Source organism: Bradyrhizobium sp. 956_D2_N1_4, assembly GCF_052076025.1.
Taxonomy (GTDB): Bacteria; Pseudomonadota; Alphaproteobacteria; order Rhizobiales; family Xanthobacteraceae; genus Bradyrhizobium; species Bradyrhizobium barranii.
Window position 1 is genome coordinate 1,677,249 of the sequence record NZ_CP197237.1, and the last position, 14,786, is coordinate 1,692,034.

The 14,786-nt window shown below is 65.8% G+C and carries 13 protein-coding genes; 4 read left to right on the forward strand and 9 right to left on the reverse strand.

All coding sequences use genetic code 11. The features are described from left to right. Nucleotides 1-42: 42 nt before the first annotated feature. From AB7535_RS07560 to AB7535_RS07600, 9 genes are read right to left on the reverse strand one after another with little or no spacing between them, the layout of a single operon-like run. Nucleotides 43-1,020 carry an ABC transporter permease gene (locus AB7535_RS07560; RefSeq protein ID WP_014496503.1) on the reverse strand — a complete coding sequence of 326 codons (978 nt, stop codon included), beginning with the start codon at nucleotides 1,018-1,020 and terminating at the stop codon, nucleotides 43-45. Then, nucleotides 1,017-1,967 (reverse strand): ABC transporter permease, encoded by a 951-nt coding sequence (locus AB7535_RS07565; RefSeq protein ID WP_071915425.1) that lies wholly within the window; start codon nucleotides 1,965-1,967, stop codon nucleotides 1,017-1,019. Before AB7535_RS07565 ends, AB7535_RS07560 begins: the two co-directional genes overlap by 4 nt. Beyond that, complete coding sequence (locus AB7535_RS07570) at nucleotides 1,960-3,486, reverse strand: sugar ABC transporter ATP-binding protein (protein WP_085403160.1); 1,527 nt, start codon at nucleotides 3,484-3,486, stop codon at nucleotides 1,960-1,962. Before AB7535_RS07570 ends, AB7535_RS07565 begins: the two co-directional genes overlap by 8 nt. Further along, nucleotides 3,483-4,877 (reverse strand): FAD-linked oxidase C-terminal domain-containing protein, encoded by a 1,395-nt coding sequence (locus AB7535_RS07575; protein ID WP_085403161.1) that lies wholly within the window; start codon nucleotides 4,875-4,877, stop codon nucleotides 3,483-3,485. The genes AB7535_RS07570 and AB7535_RS07575 overlap by 4 nt, the downstream gene beginning before the upstream one ends. 59 nt (nucleotides 4,878-4,936) lie before the next feature. Further along, nucleotides 4,937-5,821: an intradiol ring-cleavage dioxygenase gene (locus tag AB7535_RS07580; protein ID WP_028155718.1), complete on the reverse strand. Its 885-nt coding sequence runs from the start codon at nucleotides 5,819-5,821 to the stop codon at nucleotides 4,937-4,939. 14 nt (nucleotides 5,822-5,835) lie between these two features. Further along, entirely contained in the window at nucleotides 5,836-6,738 is a 903-nt protein-coding gene (locus AB7535_RS07585; RefSeq protein ID WP_085403162.1) for an NAD(P)-dependent oxidoreductase, read from the reverse strand. A gap of 21 nt (nucleotides 6,739-6,759) precedes the next feature. Further along, nucleotides 6,760-8,133, reverse strand: coding sequence for an amidohydrolase family protein (locus AB7535_RS07590; RefSeq protein WP_085403163.1), 1,374 nt, complete (start codon nucleotides 8,131-8,133; stop codon nucleotides 6,760-6,762). A 4-nt stretch (nucleotides 8,134-8,137) separates the two neighbouring features. After that, nucleotides 8,138-9,217 carry a maleylacetate reductase gene (locus tag AB7535_RS07595; RefSeq protein ID WP_085403164.1) on the reverse strand — a complete coding sequence of 360 codons (1,080 nt, stop codon included), beginning with the start codon at nucleotides 9,215-9,217 and terminating at the stop codon, nucleotides 8,138-8,140. Next, complete coding sequence (locus AB7535_RS07600) at nucleotides 9,214-9,537, reverse strand: Dabb family protein (protein ID WP_085403165.1); 324 nt, start codon at nucleotides 9,535-9,537, stop codon at nucleotides 9,214-9,216. The genes AB7535_RS07595 and AB7535_RS07600 overlap by 4 nt, the downstream gene beginning before the upstream one ends. Before the next feature lie 108 nt (nucleotides 9,538-9,645). On the opposite strand from AB7535_RS07600, the gene AB7535_RS07605 reads away from it, so the two are divergent. The 4 genes from AB7535_RS07605 (at nucleotide 9,646) to AB7535_RS07620 (ending at nucleotide 14,712) form a co-directional block, all read left to right on the forward strand. Then, nucleotides 9,646-10,569 (forward strand): LysR family transcriptional regulator, encoded by a 924-nt coding sequence (locus AB7535_RS07605; protein ID WP_028147172.1) that lies wholly within the window; start codon nucleotides 9,646-9,648, stop codon nucleotides 10,567-10,569. Between the two features lie 13 nt (nucleotides 10,570-10,582). Next, a complete protein-coding gene (gene xylB, locus AB7535_RS07610) occupies nucleotides 10,583-12,028 on the forward strand; it encodes a xylulokinase (RefSeq protein WP_085403166.1) in 1,446 nt (481 codons plus the stop codon). Nucleotides 12,029-12,158: 130 nt separating this feature from the next. After that, a complete protein-coding gene (locus AB7535_RS07615) occupies nucleotides 12,159-13,682 on the forward strand; it encodes a sugar ABC transporter ATP-binding protein (protein ID WP_085403167.1) in 1,524 nt (507 codons plus the stop codon). Beyond that, complete coding sequence (locus tag AB7535_RS07620; RefSeq protein ID WP_085403168.1) at nucleotides 13,675-14,712, forward strand: ABC transporter permease subunit; 1,038 nt, start codon at nucleotides 13,675-13,677, stop codon at nucleotides 14,710-14,712. Before AB7535_RS07615 ends, AB7535_RS07620 begins: the two co-directional genes overlap by 8 nt. The last annotated feature ends 74 nt before the right edge of the window (nucleotides 14,713-14,786 follow it).

Here is a 14,786-nt window from a genome sequence, read left to right on the forward strand (position 1 = left end):
GTAGCCTCCATCCCTCATTTTGCTTGTTGGATTTCTAAGAGCTCATTGCGCGCGGCGGCGGGTCTTCATGTCGAGCCAGACCGCGAGAATGACGATGATGCCGGTGACGAGCGGCTGCCAGTTGGCGCTGACCGACAACAGGTTCATGCCGTTCAGCACCAGCGTCAGGATCAGCGCGCCGATGAAGGTTCCGAACACGGTGCCGACACCGCCGAACAGCGAGGTGCCGCCGATCAGCACGGCTGCGATCGCGGGCAGCGTCAGGCTTTCGCCGATGTCGGCTTCGGCGGAATTGAGCCGCGACAGGAAGATGATCGAGGCCAGTCCTGCCATGGTGCCGGATACCGCATAGACCAGCAGCAGGCGGCGCGCGACCGGGATGCCGGAGAGGCGGGCGGCGACCGGATTGGCGCCGATCGCATAGATCTCCTGGCCCCAGATCGTTCGCTGCGCAAACAGCGTCCCGATTCCAAGGAACACCAGCAGCAGGTAGACCGGGATCGGCAGGCCGAACAGATAGCCGCTGCCGATCTGGCGGAAGCCTGCCGGGAAGCCGTGCAGGGTTTCGCCCGCCATGTACCAGTAGGTGAGGCCGTTCAGCACCCAGAGCATGCCATAGGTGGCGATGAAGGAGGGGATGCGCAGAGCGGTGACCATGATGCCGTTGAGCAGGCCAACGATGCCGCCGCAGGCGAGCCCGGTGAGGATGCCGAGCGCCGGCGAACCGGTCTTGTGGATCACGGTGCCGGCGATGCAGGCCGACAGCGCGACATTGGCGCCGACGGAGAGATCGAGGCCGGCGGTGAGCACCACCAGCGTCAGGCCTGAGGCGATGAAGAAGGTCAGGCTCGCTTGTCTCAGCACGTTGAGGATGTTGCCGAGGCTCAGGAACGAGTCGCTGAGCACGGCAAGCACCGCGCAGATCAGCAGCGCTGCGAGCAGGCGGTAGAACACCTGGATTGCGTCCTGCGACAGGAACGAGCGGGGCGGCGAGAGGGCCTCTTTGGAGATGTCGGTCATGCGCGGCTCCGGAGGCCGTCGAGGAAGAGAGCGACGATGACGAGGACGCCGACGCTTGCGACCTGCACCGAGGAGGGCATCGAGATCAGGTTGAGCCCATTGCGAAGCACGCCGACCGCGATCACGCCGAGCAACGTGCCGAGCAGCCAGCCATTGCCGCGCTCGAACGAGGTACCGCCGACCGCGACCGCGGCGATGGCGTCGAATTCGAGACCGAGGCCGGCGGTCGGATGGCCGGAATTCATGCGCGCGGTCATCAGCAGGCCGGCAATGCCGGCCATGGCGCCGCCGATCGCGTAGACCGCGATCAGCAGCTTGTTCGGCGAGAGGCCGGCATAGCGCAGCGCCTCGCGGTTGCCGCCAAGCGCGAAGATGTAGGTGCCGAAGCGGGTATGGTAGAGCAGTCCGTGGAAGGCAGCATAGGTCACCAGCGCCATCACGATGGGCACTGGCACGCCCAGAAGCGTCGCCGAATAGATGTCGCGCACGCTGTGGGGAATGCCGACCACGCTCTGGCCGTCGCTGACGATCAGCGACAGGCCTTGTGCCATGCCGAGCGTGCCGAGCGTCGCGACGAAGGGCGGGATGCCAAGGATCGCAACCAGCCAGCCGTTGGCCACGCCGAAGGCCGCGCCGACGAGAAGCCCGGCGCCGAGGCCCAGCAGCATCGACTTGGTCGCGAGCGACACGATGGCGACGCAGAGCGAGGTCAGCGTCAGCACCGCGCCCATCGACAGGTCCAGCCCCTCGGTCATGATGATCAAGGTCATCGGCAGCGCCAGCATGGTCAGGATGGTCGACTGCACCAGTACGTTGGAGAGGTTGGCGACCGACAGGAATCCGGGCGCGATCGCGCTGAACAGGGCGATCAGCAGCACCAAGACGATGGCAACGCCGGGAATGCGTTGCAGCGGATTGGGTTGAGAGACGACCGCGGCTTCACGCATGATGCATCCCCAGTCGCACGATGTTCTCCTCGGTCAGTTCGCTGCGGGTCAGGTGTCCGGCGATGCGACCCTCCCGCATCACATAGGCACGGTCGCAGACATGGCAGATCTCGACCTGCTCGGACGAGATCATCAAGGCCGCCGCGCCTTCGGCGACCAGCCGGTCGATCAGCGCAAAGATCTCGGACTTGGCGCCGATGTCGATGCCGCGCGTCGGCTCGTCGAAGATGAAGAGCTTTGAGCCGGCCGCCAGCCATTTGCCGATCACGACCTTCTGCTGGTTGCCGCCCGAGAGCAGGCCGACAATCTGGCGCGCGCTTGGCGTTGCGATGCGGAGCTGCCGGATCAGGCCGTCGGAGGTGCGCTGCGCGCTGCGCTGGTCGAACAGGCCGCTCGGGAACAGTTTTCGCAGCGCGGACACCACCAGATTGTCGCTCACCGACCGCAGCAGGGCGAGGCCCTCGCTCTTGCGGCTCTCCGGGATCAGCGCGATGCCGCGGCGGGCGGCAAGATCAGGCTCGCCGGAGATGGCCTTGCCGTCGAAAATGATCTCGCCTGACGTCACGGCATCGGCGCCGAAGATGGCACGGGCGACCTCGCTGCGGCCGGAACCGACCAGGCCGCACAGGCCGACGATCTCGCCCCGGCGCACCTCGATGTTGATGTCGGAAATGCCGGTCGACGAGCTCAAGCCCTTGACCTCGAGTAGCAGCTCGCCGGGCTTGTCGGCAAAATTGCGCGGGTAAGTCATGTCTACGTTGCGGCCGACCATCATGCGGACGAGCTGGTCCGGCGTGACGTCGGCAGGGCGAACGCCGTCGATGCGGCGGCCGTCGCGCATCACCGTGATGCGGTCGCCGAGCGCGAACACCTCCGCCATGCGGTGCGAGATATAGACGATCGATACGCCGTCGGCCTTCAGCCGCGCGATCAGAGCAAACAGCAGCTCGGTCTCGCGGTCGGACAGCGCCGCCGTCGGCTCGTCCATGACCAGGATGCGCGCGTCCTGGCTGATCGCCTTCGCGATCTCGACCATCTGCTGCTGCGCCACCCCTAACTTGTCGACGGTGGTGGAGGGATCGATGTCGAACCCGATCGTGCCGAGCACGCGCCTGGCGTCGGCCAGGATCTTGCGGCGGTCGATGGTGCCGGGAATGCGGCCCTTCGGCTCGCGGCCGAGGAAGATGTTCTGGGCGATATCGAGATGGGGGACCAGCGAGAATTCCTGGAAGATCACGGCAATGCCGAGCTTCTGCGCATCCGCGGTCGAAGAGATCGCGACCTTGTCGCCCTTGTAGTAGAACTCGCCGGCATCGGCGCGGTAGGCGCCGCACAGCACCTTCATCAGGCTCGACTTGCCGGCGCCGTTCTCCCCCAACAGCATATGGACTTCGCCGGGGAAGACGGCAAAGGAAACATCATCCAGCGCCTTGACGCCGGGAAACTCCTTGCTGATGCCGCGCAGCTCCAGCAGAGGCGCGGGTGAGGCGGGCTCGATAGCCAATGCGGCGCTGCTCATGCGTGCACTCCGCTCGCGAAGATCTTTCCGGGATTCATCAGTCCATCAGGATCGAGCGCGGTCTTGATCGATCGCATCACATCGACGGCTTCGCCGAGCTCGTCGGTGAGATAATCGATCTTGCCGAGCCCGATACCATGCTCGCCGGTGCAGGTGCCGTCCATCGCGATGGCCCGGGCGACCATGCGGGCCTGAAGCGCCTTGGCGCCCTCGGCCTCATCCGGCTTGGCCGGGTCGATCAGGATCAGCATATGGAAATTGCCGTCGCCGACATGGCCGACGATCGGGGCGGTAAAACCGTGCTCGTCGGCGTCGCGTCTGGTCTCGGTCAGGCACTCCGCCAGCCGCGAGATCGGCACGCAGACATCGGTGATCACGGCGCGCGCGCCGGGCCGCAAGCCCAGGCCCGCATAAAGCGTGTTGTCGCGGGCATGCCAGAGCCGGCTGCGGTCTTCCTGCGCCTTCGCCCAGGCAAAACCATGGCCGCCATGGTCGGCCGCGATCGCCTGCGCGGCTTCGGCCTGCTCGGCAACTGAGGTCTCGGAGCCGTGGAATTCGAAGAACAAAGTGGGGGCTTCGCGATAGCCGAGCTTTGCGTAGGCGTTGATGCCGCGCATCATGACGTCGTCGAGCAACTCGATGCGTGCCACGGGGATCGCGGACTGGATCACGGAGATCGCGGTGTTCACGGCATCGTGCAGGGTGTCGAAGCTGCAGACCGCGGCCGAGATCGCCTGCGGAACGGGATGCACCTTCAGGGTGATCTCGGTGATGATGCCAAGGGTGCCCTCCGCGCCGACGAACATCCGCGTCAGGTCATAACCGGCGGCCGACTTGCGTGCTCGCCTGGCGGTGCGGATCACGCGGCCGTCGGCCAGCACTACCTCGAGCGCCATGACGTTGTCCTTCATGGTGCCGTAGCGCACCGCCATGGTGCCGGACGCGCGCGTGGACGTCATGCCGCCGATCGAGGCGTCGGCGCCGGGGTCGATCGGAAAGAAAAGTCCGGTGCCGCGCAGCTCGGCATTGAGCTGTTTTCGGGTGATGCCCGGCTGCACCACGACGTCCATGTCGCTGTCATGCACCGTCAGCACCTTGTTCATGCGCGCGAAGTCGAAGCAGACGCCGCCGGCGACTGCGGCCGCATTGCCTTCGAGCGAGGTGCCCGCGCCGAACGGAACGATCGGCATGCCCGCGCTGGCGCAGAGCTTCACGATCTCGGCGACCTCCTGCGTCGTTTCAGGGAAGACCACGATATCAGGCGGCAAATTGCGATAATGCGATTCGCTCTGCCCGTGCTGATCGAGCACGCCGCGCGCAACGCTCGCGCGCGGGCCGATCATGCCGGTGAGGCGATCGGCCAATATGCTCGTGCTGACCCGCGGTCCCATCCTCAGCTCCCGTCTGCTCCCTGTCGTCGGACTCTTGTTCGGTCCGCCGTCGCTCAAGCTTAGGCGGCTCTCGCGTTGCTCGCGACCTGCTTCAGGCCGAAATCGTAATTGAGGTGGAAATAGTCGCGCTCCACCATGCGACCATCCGGCGCACGGCCGGCAGGATGGCCTGTGAATTCGCGGATCAGGCTGTCCTTGACGCCGAACACCACATCGCTGTCGAGGTATTTGTCACCGGCGACGAACACATGGGTCACGAGCTGCTCGAAACCGGGCGCCGAGATCATGAAATGGACATGCGCGGGACGCCAGGGATGGCGGCCCTGGACCTCCAGCATCTCGCCGACAGGGCCGTCATGCGGGATCGGATACGCCGCCGGCTTGATCGACCAGAAATGGAAACGGCCGTTGGCGTCGGTATGGAAGCGCGCGCGCATCGCGAGATCGCCGATGTCGTCGAGCTGCTGCACGTCGTAATAGCCGTCATCGTCGGAATGCCAGACATCCACGATGGCGCCCGCAAGCGGTTGTCCGTCGACGGTCGAGACCGAGCCTGTGACCAGCATCGGATCGCCTTCCATCGGGCCGGAGATATCGGCGCCGCTGTCCTTCTCCGGCGCGGCCTGGACGAAGAATGGGCCGAGCACCGTCGTCTCGGTCGCGCCTTCCGGCACCGGATGGTTGATCGCGTCGACCAGCATGGAGACGCCGAGCGTGTCGGATAGCAGGATGAACTCCTGGCGCTTGTCGTCGCACATGTGCCCGGTGCGGGTCAGGAAATCGATGCCGTATTCCCATTCCTTCTGGGTCGGCCGGACCTCGCGGACGAAGGCATGAAGGTGGCGCACTAGCGCTTCGCTGACCTCCTTGATGCGCGGATCGGTCGCGTCCTTGATCCGCTCCAGCACCGCGTCCGTTATCGTAGTCTCGTTGAAGTTGCGCATAGGTGTCTCCGCGATCAGAGTTTGGGTTCGCCAAGCCCGGACAGACGTTCCAGGTGCTTGACGGTCGCGATGAAGTCGGTGTCGCCGTCGCCCTGCGCGACCAGCGAGCCATAGGTCTCGCGCACCTGCGCTGCGAGCTGCAAGGGTACGCCTACGGCATGGCCGGCGCCGAGGATGAGATCGAGGTCCTTGGCCATCTGCTTGCATGAGAAAGTCGACTCGAAGTCGCGTGTCCGCAGCGGCTCGGTCTTGTACTTCACCATCGGCGAGGCCACCGCGCTATCGTCGAGCACCTTCAAGATGTCCTGCCAGGCGATGCCGCCCTTGCGCGCCAGCGCCAGGCTCTCGGCCATCATCGCCGCCGAGACCGCGATCATCAGATTGACCGAGAGCTTTGCGTAGCGGGCTTCCTCGGCCGGCCCGAGATAGGTCTGGGCGCGGGTGAAGGCGGCGAACAGCGTCTTGGCGTTCTCGAAGGCATCCTTCGGCCCGGAGACGAAGCAGGTCAGGGCACCGGTATGAACGATGCTGGCATTGCCCGAGACCGGCGAACGCAGATAGGCAATGCCGCGCGCCTGTGCAGCGGCCGCAACTTCGGTGGAGGCCTCGACGCTCACGGTGCTGGTCTCGATCAGAACAGATCCAGCAGCCATCGCGGCGATCAGGCCGGCTGGGTCGAGCAACGCGCCGCGCAAGGCTGCGTCATCGGGCAGGGACGTGATGATCGCGGCCTTGCCGCTCACGGCCTCGGCCGGCGAAGCGGCAATCGAAATGCCTTGCGCACGCGCCTCGTTGACCCGGGCTGCGCTCTGATCGAATGCGGTCACGGCGTAGCCGGCCTTGGCGACGAGCGCCGACATCGGCAGGCCCATCTTGCCGATCCCGATGAAAGTGACATTCCTTGAAGCGTCGGTCATTGATCTCATCCATTGGCGCCTTCAGGCGGCGCGTCCCTGTCGTTCGATGTCCTGCACCAGCCGCCGGCCGGATTGGGCCAGCAGGTCCTTCTTCGTCTCCAGCCCCTCGATCAGCAGCTGGCCGTGCCGCTTCTTCCAGGTGCCGCCGATCATGACTGCCTCGATATTGGCGAGGCTCGTCTGCATCACGACCGTCGCGACGGGATCGTGCACCGGGACAAGGTTGAGATCGGATGCGTTGATGATGACGAGGTCAGCGAGCTTGCCCGGCGTCAGCGAGCCGATCTGGCCTTCGCGGCCGAGCATGCGGGCGCCTTCGGTCGTGATCCAGCGCAGCGCTTCGCGGACGGGGATCGTGGTCGTCGCCGGAATGGTGCCGCTCACTTGACGCGACTCCGCATTGTCGAGCGCTCGCTGCATCGACAGCGCGACGCGGGCGACGGAGAAGAGATCGCCGGCCAACACGGATTCCAGGTCGATCCCGATGGTCGGGCGCACGCCGCGCTTGAGCAGCCGGCCGGTGATCGGAAAACCGTGGCCCTGGATCATCTCGTTCTCCGGCGTCACCGAGAAGGAGACGCCGAGGTCGACCATCTTGTCGAGGAGATCGTCGGGCAGATCGTTGCCATGAACGATGTTGATGCCGGCGCCGACGAGGCCGGCCTCGATCAGCTTCTCCCAGCCGCCGGGTGTCTTGGCCGGACCGCCGCCTTGATGCATGGATGCGATCAGGTTGAGCTCGCGCGCCAGGCGGAAGTCGTGCATCGCGACGTCGAGCGTCGAATAATGCGGGCCGAGAATGGCAAGCCCGAGCGTAACGAGGCCGTCGCGGTCGGCGAGGGGACCTGCCAGCAGCCGCTCGACTTCGCGGCGCGGATGCGGAATCTCGGAGAAATGCGGCTCGCCGGGCTTCGGCTCGGGTTTTGGCGAGCCGTGGAAGAAGGCGGCACGGATGCCGCTCTCGATCAGGCCGCGCACGGCGGCGTCGGTATGAGCGGGGGTCGGATTGTTGTGGCACCAATCGACCAGCGTGGTGGTGCCGCAATTGATCTGGTTCAGCGCACCGACGAGGGTCGCAATGTAGATGTCGCTGGGCCGGAACACGGTCGCGAGCCCGGCATGCATGCGACGGAAATATTCCAGCAGCGTCCAGTTCGCGGCATAGCCGCGCAATGCCGTCTGCCAGGTGTGCATATGCGCGTTGATCAGGCCGGGGATGACGATCCGGCCGTTGCCGTCCACGATCTCGGTTTCGGAAGCGCCGCTGCCGAGCTCGATCGATGGGCGCACATCGACGATGCGGCCGCCCTCGACCAGCAAATCGCCGGTGTTGAGATCGCCAATCGCATCATCCATGCTGATGATGACCGCGGATTTGATCAGCGTGCGCCGCATCGCTTCAGGCCGCCGCTTTGGTGGTAACAGGCGGCTCGCCGGCCCAGGCGCGGGCGATCAGCTCGCGGATCGCGTTGCGCTCGAGCGGGCGCGGATTCCAGTAGGCGTTGGTGACGGCGAGATCAGCCGCCTTGTCGATGCCGCTTTCGGGCATGCCGATGTCGCGCAACGCCAGCTTCGCACCCAGCCGCTTCGCGAGGTCGTAGAGCCCCTGGGGCGCGTCGGCCGCGCCGATCGCGCGCGAGATCCGCGCCATGGCATCGGGCACCGCCGGTGCGTTGTAGGCCACCGCATGCGAAAGCACGATGGTGTGGGTTTCGGCATGCGGCAGATCGAAGGTGCCGCCGAGCGTGTGGCAGAGCTTGTGATGCAGCGCCATGCCGACGGTGCCGAGGCAGACGCCGCACAGCCAGGCGCCGTAGAGTGCCTCGGTGCGAGCCTCGCGGTCATCGCTTTTGGCCGCAATCGCGGGCAGGGCGCGGGCCAGCGCGCGGATGCCTTCTTCCGCCATCAGCGATGTCACGGGATTGGTGTCGCGCGCATAGAGCGCTTCCACCGCATGCGCGATCGCGTTGATGCCGGATGTTGCAGCGAGGCTCGCCGGCAGCGTCAGGGTGAGATCGACGTCGTAGATCACGGTCTCGGGCAGCACGGCTGCGTCGCGTACCGTGGTCTTCAGGCCGTTCTCGGTCTGGCCGACGATCGGCGTCATCTCCGAGCCGGCATAGGTGGTGGGAATGCAGAGCTGGTTGACGCCGGTGCGCAAGGCCAGCGCCTTGCCAAGGCCGGTGGTCGAGCCGCCGCCGAGCGAGACGACGCAATCGGCCTCGCATGCCTTCATCGCCGCGAGCGCGCGCTCCGTGACCTCGACCGGCGTATGCATGGTCGCGCCGGGAAAGATGCCGGCAAAAAGCGAACCGAGTGCGGCCCCCAGGCTCTTGCCTTGCGCCTCCTGCTGCGGCGTCGTCAGCACCAGCGCGCGCTTGCCGCCGAGCCGCTCGACCTCGGCCCTGGCGGAGGCCAGCGTTCCGCTGCCGAACACGACGCGGCAGGGCAGGTTTTCAAAGGTGAACGAACCGATCATGCGCCGGTCTCTTTGATGGGATAATCGACCTGGAAGCGTCCGATCCGCAAGTCGCCCAGCGCCTCGCGGACGCGCAAATGTTCGGGGTGGGTGGCATAGGCGGCGAGTGCGGCCTGGTCGGTGAATTCGGAGAACAGCACCACGTCGCAGGCGTAATCGACATCGCTGACGTCAACGCCGACCTCGATGTGGGTGAGGCCGTCGATCCGGCCGCGCAGGCCCTCGAACAGGGTCTTGACCTTCACCCGGGCGGCAGACCGCTCTTGGGGGGTCTCCCCGCGCAGCCGCCACATCACGATGTGCCTGATCGGGCCCGACATTTCCCTGTTTCCTCGCCTGCTATCTTGCTTGTGTTCTGGCCATTTTGACTTGCGGGATGTGGAAATAAAGGTCAATATTTGTAAGTCTCTTTTTCTAAAAGTGGAAAAATGGATCGCCTGCTGCAATTGGAGGTGTTCTCCAAGACGGCCGAGCTCGGCAGCCTGTCAAAAGCCGCCGAGGCCTTGCGCATGTCGAATGCGGCGGCGAGCCGCCATCTCAGCGCGCTCGAGGAACGCCTTGCGGTCAGGCTGATCGAGCGCAACACACGCAGGCTGTGGTTGACGGAGGCGGGGCAGGAGCTGCTGGAGCGCTCCAGCCGGGTGCTGAGCGAACTGGCGGAGGCTGAGGACATCGTCAGCGATCGTGCGCTGTCGCCGCAGGGCACGCTGCGGGTCACGAGCTCGCTGTCCTTTGCGGTGATCTATCTGGCGCCGATGCTGCCGGCCTTCCGCGCGCGCTATCCGAAGCTCAACATGCAGATCACGACCGCCAACCGCTATCCCGATTTCATCGAGGCCGGCATCGATGTGGCGATCCGGACGCGCGAGCAGGAGCCGGATTCGAACATCATCGTCCGCCGCATCGGCCAGATGAGGCGCGTGCTTGCCGCCGCGCCCTCCTATCTCGCAAGCGCCGGCGAGCCGGAGCAGCCCGCCGATCTCGCGCGTCACAACATGCTGGTCTACAATCTCGCGAACGATCCCTATTCGCTGCGCCTGCGCAAAAGCCATGGCGCGCAGACCGTCCGCATCACGCCGACGCTCGACAGCAATGACGGCCAGGTCATTCGCGGCGCGGCGCTGGCAGGGCTCGGCATCCTCATCCAGCCGCTCTACATCGTTCAAAGCGACATCGCGGCGGGCCGTCTCGTCCCGGTGCTGGTGGATTGGGAGCTGCCACTGCTCACCATGAACATCGCATACCAGAACCGCGCCGGGCTGCCCGCCAAGATCAGGGCCTTTTCCGACTTCCTCGTCACCCACATCCGCGAGCATTCGGAGCCGGGCATCTGGATGGACGCGACGAAGTGAGCGGGTAGCAGCCATGTATCTCGGCATCGATCTCGGCACCTCGGCGGTCAAGACCGTTCTCGTCGACGGCGCCCAGCGTGTGATTGCGAGCGAGAGCCGGCCGTTGACGACGGCGTCGCCGCTATCAGGCTATTTCGAGCAGGACCCCGCGCAGTGGATCGATGCAACCTTCGCCACGCTGGATGCCTTGAAGGCGACGCATGCCGGCGAGTTGGCGGCCGTCGAGGGCATTGGACTGTCCGGCCAGATGCATGGCGCCACGCTGCTCGATGCGAGCTCAAGACCGTTGCGGCCCTGCATCCTCTGGAACGACGGACGCTCCGCCGCCGAGTGTCGTGTCCTGGAGCGACGCTGGCCCGCCTTGCGCGCGACATCGGGCAACAAGGCGATGCCGGGATTCACCGCGCCGAAGCTGCTCTGGATCGCGACGCACGAGCCCGAAATCTTTGCGGCGACGAAACTCGTTCTGCTGCCAAAGGCCTATCTGCGCCTGGTGCTGAGCGGCGAGGCCATCGAGGACGTCTCGGATGCATCGGGATCGCTGTGGCTCGACGCCGCGCGCCGGGACTGGTCGGACGCAGCACTCGCAGCGACCGGCCTGTCGCGCGATCACATGCCGCGTCTGGTCGAGGGATGCGCGCCCGCGACCACGCTGCGCGGCGAGCTGGCGCGGCGTTGGGGCATGACCGGACAGCCGGTGATCGCGGGCGGTGCCGGCGACAATCCGGCAGGCGCCGTCGGCATCGGCGCGATCCGGCCGGGAACCGCGTTCGTGTCTCTGGGAACCTCGGGTGCCTTGCTGGCACCGACCAGCAGAATCGCTGCCAACCCGGACCGCGCGGTGCATACGTTCTGCCACGCCATTCCCGGCATGTGGATTCAGGCCGGCGCGATCCTCTCGGCCGCCTCCTGCCTGGCCTGGATCGCGCGCCTGTTCGGCGCCACCGAGGCCGAGTTGCTGGCGCCGCTTGGATTGCGCCCGCAGGCGCCGTCGCCTGTGAGCTTCCTGCCTTATCTGGCGGGTGAGCGGACACCGCACGATGATCCCGCCGTGCGCGGCATGCTGGATGGTTTGAGCCATGGCACCGATCGCGGGTCGATCGTGCAGGCGGTGCTCGAGGGCGTTGCCTTCGCGCTTGCCGATTGCCGCGACGCGCTCGCGGATGCCGGCATCGCCATGACGGAAGCCGACGCCATTGGCGGTGGTTCACGGTCCGGGTTCTGGCTCTCGGTGCTGGCAAACGTGCTGAATGTTCCGGTCCATCGCTTTGCCGGAGGCGAGACCGGCGCGGCGTTCGGTGCGGCGAGATTGGGGCGGCTTGCTGTCACCGGTGAGGCGATCGCCGCCGTGTGCACGCGGCCGCAGCGCATCGAGACGTTCGAACCCGACGCAAGACTGGTCGATGCCTATGCCGAGCGGCTTCCCGCCTGGCGCGAACTGTATCGGCCGCGCCACTAGCATCGCCTCGACGTTGCATTCCCGTGTGTTCGGTATTGCTCTGTGCCGCGGCCTTTTGTTTAATGCGTGAACCGCGCTGACAAAATGATTGAGACGCGGGTAGGAAACGCATTGTGCGTCGGGAGGCACGATGAACGATCCGATCCTCGAGATGCGTGGGGTCTCAAAATCCTTCTTTGGCATCAAGGCGCTGCGTTCCGTCGATCTCACCGTCTATGCCGGCGAAATTCATGCCCTGATGGGTGAGAACGGCGCCGGAAAGTCGACGCTGATGAAGATCTTGTCCGGCGCCTACAGGCCCGATCCCGGCGGCGAGATCCGGATCGAAGGAAGCCCGGTACGGATCGAAGGTCCGCTCGGCGGCCGCGCGGCGGGCATCTCCATCATCTACCAGGAGCTGTCGTTGGCTCCCAATCTCACTGTTGCCGAGAATATCTATCTCGGCCGGGAGCTATCGCGAGCAGGTTTGCTGGCACGCGGCGCCATGCGCGAGGGCGTCGGCCCCATCCTGAAACGGCTGGGCGCAGACTTCCTGCCGTCGACGCTGGTGGCGCACCTCTCCATGGGCCAGCGGCAACTGGTCGAGATCGCGCGTGCGCTGCACGTCAGATCAAAAATCCTGATCATGGATGAGCCGACCACGGCGTTGTCGGCCGGCGAGAGCGCGCGGCTGTTCGCGCTGATCCGCCAGCTTCGCGCCGAGGGGCTTGCCATCATCTACATCTCGCATCGCATGGACGAGGTCTACGCGCTCGGCGACCGCGTCACCGTGCTGCGCGACGGCCGGCTGGTCGGGGCGCTCGACAAGCAGGACATCCGCGCCGACACCATCGTTCGGCTAATGGTCGGGCGTGACGTCTCCTCGTTCTACAAGAAGGATCATGATCCGGAGGCGGGGCGGGGGCATCCCGTGCTCGCAGCGATCGACATGGCCGATGGCCGGCGCGTCAAGGGCTGCTCGCTGACCGTGCATGCGGGCGAGGTGGTCGGCCTCGCCGGCCTGATCGGCGCGGGTCGCACCGAGCTTGCGCATCTCATCATTGGCGCAGCGCCCAGGACCTCCGGCCGTGTCGAGCTGGAAGGACGCCTGGTCGATATCCGCACGCCGGGTGAGGCGCTCGACATCGGCGTCGCCTATCTGACCGAGGACCGCAAGGCGCTCGGCCTGTTCCTGGACATGTCATGCCTGGACAACATCAACCTCGCGGTGCTCGGCCGGGATGCCCGGATCGGTTACATCCTCGACCGCGACAAGGCCCGCGACCGCGCCAACAGGGCGTTCGCCGCGCTCGGCATTCGTGCCGCCGATATCAACGTTACCGTCGGCGCGCTGTCCGGCGGCAACCAGCAGAAGGTGCTGCTGTCGCGCCTGCTTGCGACCACGCCAAAGGTCCTGATCCTCGATGAGCCGACGCGCGGCGTGGATGTCGGCGCCAAGTCCGAGATCTATTCGATCATCGACAATCTTGCCAAATCCGGCACCGCGATCCTCGTGATCTCGTCCGATCTGCCCGAGATCATCGGCATCTGCGACCGCGTCGTCGTTATGCGGGCAGGGCATATCGCCGGTGAAATCGAGCGTGGCGCGACGTCGCCCCTGAACCAGGAAGACATCATGGCGCTCGCCACGGGGATGGAGCAACTCGATGCATGACGGCTCTCCAAAAACGGACACCGCCGCCGCCGCGGGCCTCGCGGCCGCACAAGAGACGAAGCGTCAGCGCATAAGGCTTCTGATCCGCGCCGCCGGCATGCTGCCGGTGTTGTTGATCTTGTGCGGCGGCTTCCATTTTCTGTCGGAGGGCCGCTTCTTCACCGGACAAAATCTCGGCATCGTGTTGCAGCAGGCCGCAGTGAACACCGTGCTCGCCGCAGGCATGACCTTCGTCATCCTCACCGGCGGCATCGACCTCTCGGTCGGCTCGATCCTGGCGGCGTCCGCGATGGCCGGGTTGACGCTCTCCAAGCTGCCGGAGCTCGGGATGCTGTGGCTGCCGGCCGCGCTGCTCACGGGCCTCGGCTTCGGCGTCATCAACGGCGCGCTGATTGCACTCCTTCGCCTGCCGCCTTTCATCGTCACGCTCGGCTCTCTCACCGCCGTACGCGGCCTGGCGCGACTGCTCGGGGCCGACACCACCGTCTTCAATCCTTCCATTCCCTATGCCTTCATTGGCAACGGCTCGCTGACGCTCGTTCCCGGCGTCGCGTCGATCCCGTGGCTCTCGGTGATCGCCTTGCTCGTCATCCTCGTCTCGTGGCTGGTGCTGCGCCGGACCGTGCTCGGCGTGCACATCTATGCGGTGGGCGGCAATGAAAGCGCGGCGCGGCTTGCCGGCATCAAGGTCTGGGCCGTGCTGATCTTCGTCTACGGCATCTCGGGACTCTTCGCCGGGCTCGGCGGCGCCATGCAGGCAGCGCGGCTCTATGCGGCCAACGGTCTCCAGCTCGGTCAGTCCTACGAGCTCGATGCGATCACCGCCGTGATCCTGGGCGGCACGTCGTTCGTCGGCGGCATCGGCTCGATCTGGGGCACGCTGGTCGGCGCGCTGATCATCGCCGTCCTGTCGAACGGCCTGATCCTCGTCGGCGTCTCGGACATCTGGCAATATGTGATCAAGGGCCTGGTGATCATCGGCGCCGTGGCGCTGGACCGCTATCGGCTGCAAGGCTCCGCCAGAACCTGAAAGGGTTCGGCGCGCACCTGAGTGCGCATGGTGTGATGCGAGGTTCCGCTGCGGCAACTGGTCTGCCGTGCCGG

What these genes read in the sequence shown, in the direction of transcription:
- AB7535_RS07570 (WP_085403160.1), bottom strand. Translation starts at nt 3,486, where the DNA reads ATGAGCAGCGCCGCATTGGCTATCGAGCCCGCCTCACCCGCGCCTCTG.
- AB7535_RS07560 (WP_014496503.1), bottom strand. Translation starts at nt 1,020, where the DNA reads ATGACCGACATCTCCAAAGAGGCCCTCTCGCCGCCCCGCTCGTTCCTG.
- AB7535_RS07590 (WP_085403163.1), bottom strand. Translation starts at nt 8,133, where the DNA reads ATGCGGCGCACGCTGATCAAATCCGCGGTCATCATCAGCATGGATGAT.
- AB7535_RS07575 (WP_085403161.1), bottom strand. Translation starts at nt 4,877, where the DNA reads ATGGGACCGCGGGTCAGCACGAGCATATTGGCCGATCGCCTCACCGGC.
- AB7535_RS07615 (WP_085403167.1), top strand. Translation starts at nt 12,159, where the DNA reads ATGAACGATCCGATCCTCGAGATGCGTGGGGTCTCAAAATCCTTCTTT.
- AB7535_RS07565 (WP_071915425.1), bottom strand. Translation starts at nt 1,967, where the DNA reads ATGCGTGAAGCCGCGGTCGTCTCTCAACCCAATCCGCTGCAACGCATT.
- AB7535_RS07620 (WP_085403168.1), top strand. Translation starts at nt 13,675, where the DNA reads ATGCATGACGGCTCTCCAAAAACGGACACCGCCGCCGCCGCGGGCCTC.
- xylB (WP_085403166.1), top strand. Translation starts at nt 10,583, where the DNA reads ATGTATCTCGGCATCGATCTCGGCACCTCGGCGGTCAAGACCGTTCTC.
- AB7535_RS07605 (WP_028147172.1), top strand. Translation starts at nt 9,646, where the DNA reads ATGGATCGCCTGCTGCAATTGGAGGTGTTCTCCAAGACGGCCGAGCTC.
- AB7535_RS07585 (WP_085403162.1), bottom strand. Translation starts at nt 6,738, where the DNA reads ATGACCGACGCTTCAAGGAATGTCACTTTCATCGGGATCGGCAAGATG.
- AB7535_RS07595 (WP_085403164.1), bottom strand. Translation starts at nt 9,217, where the DNA reads ATGATCGGTTCGTTCACCTTTGAAAACCTGCCCTGCCGCGTCGTGTTC.
- AB7535_RS07580 (WP_028155718.1), bottom strand. Translation starts at nt 5,821, where the DNA reads ATGCGCAACTTCAACGAGACTACGATAACGGACGCGGTGCTGGAGCGG.
- AB7535_RS07600 (WP_085403165.1), bottom strand. Translation starts at nt 9,537, where the DNA reads ATGTCGGGCCCGATCAGGCACATCGTGATGTGGCGGCTGCGCGGGGAG.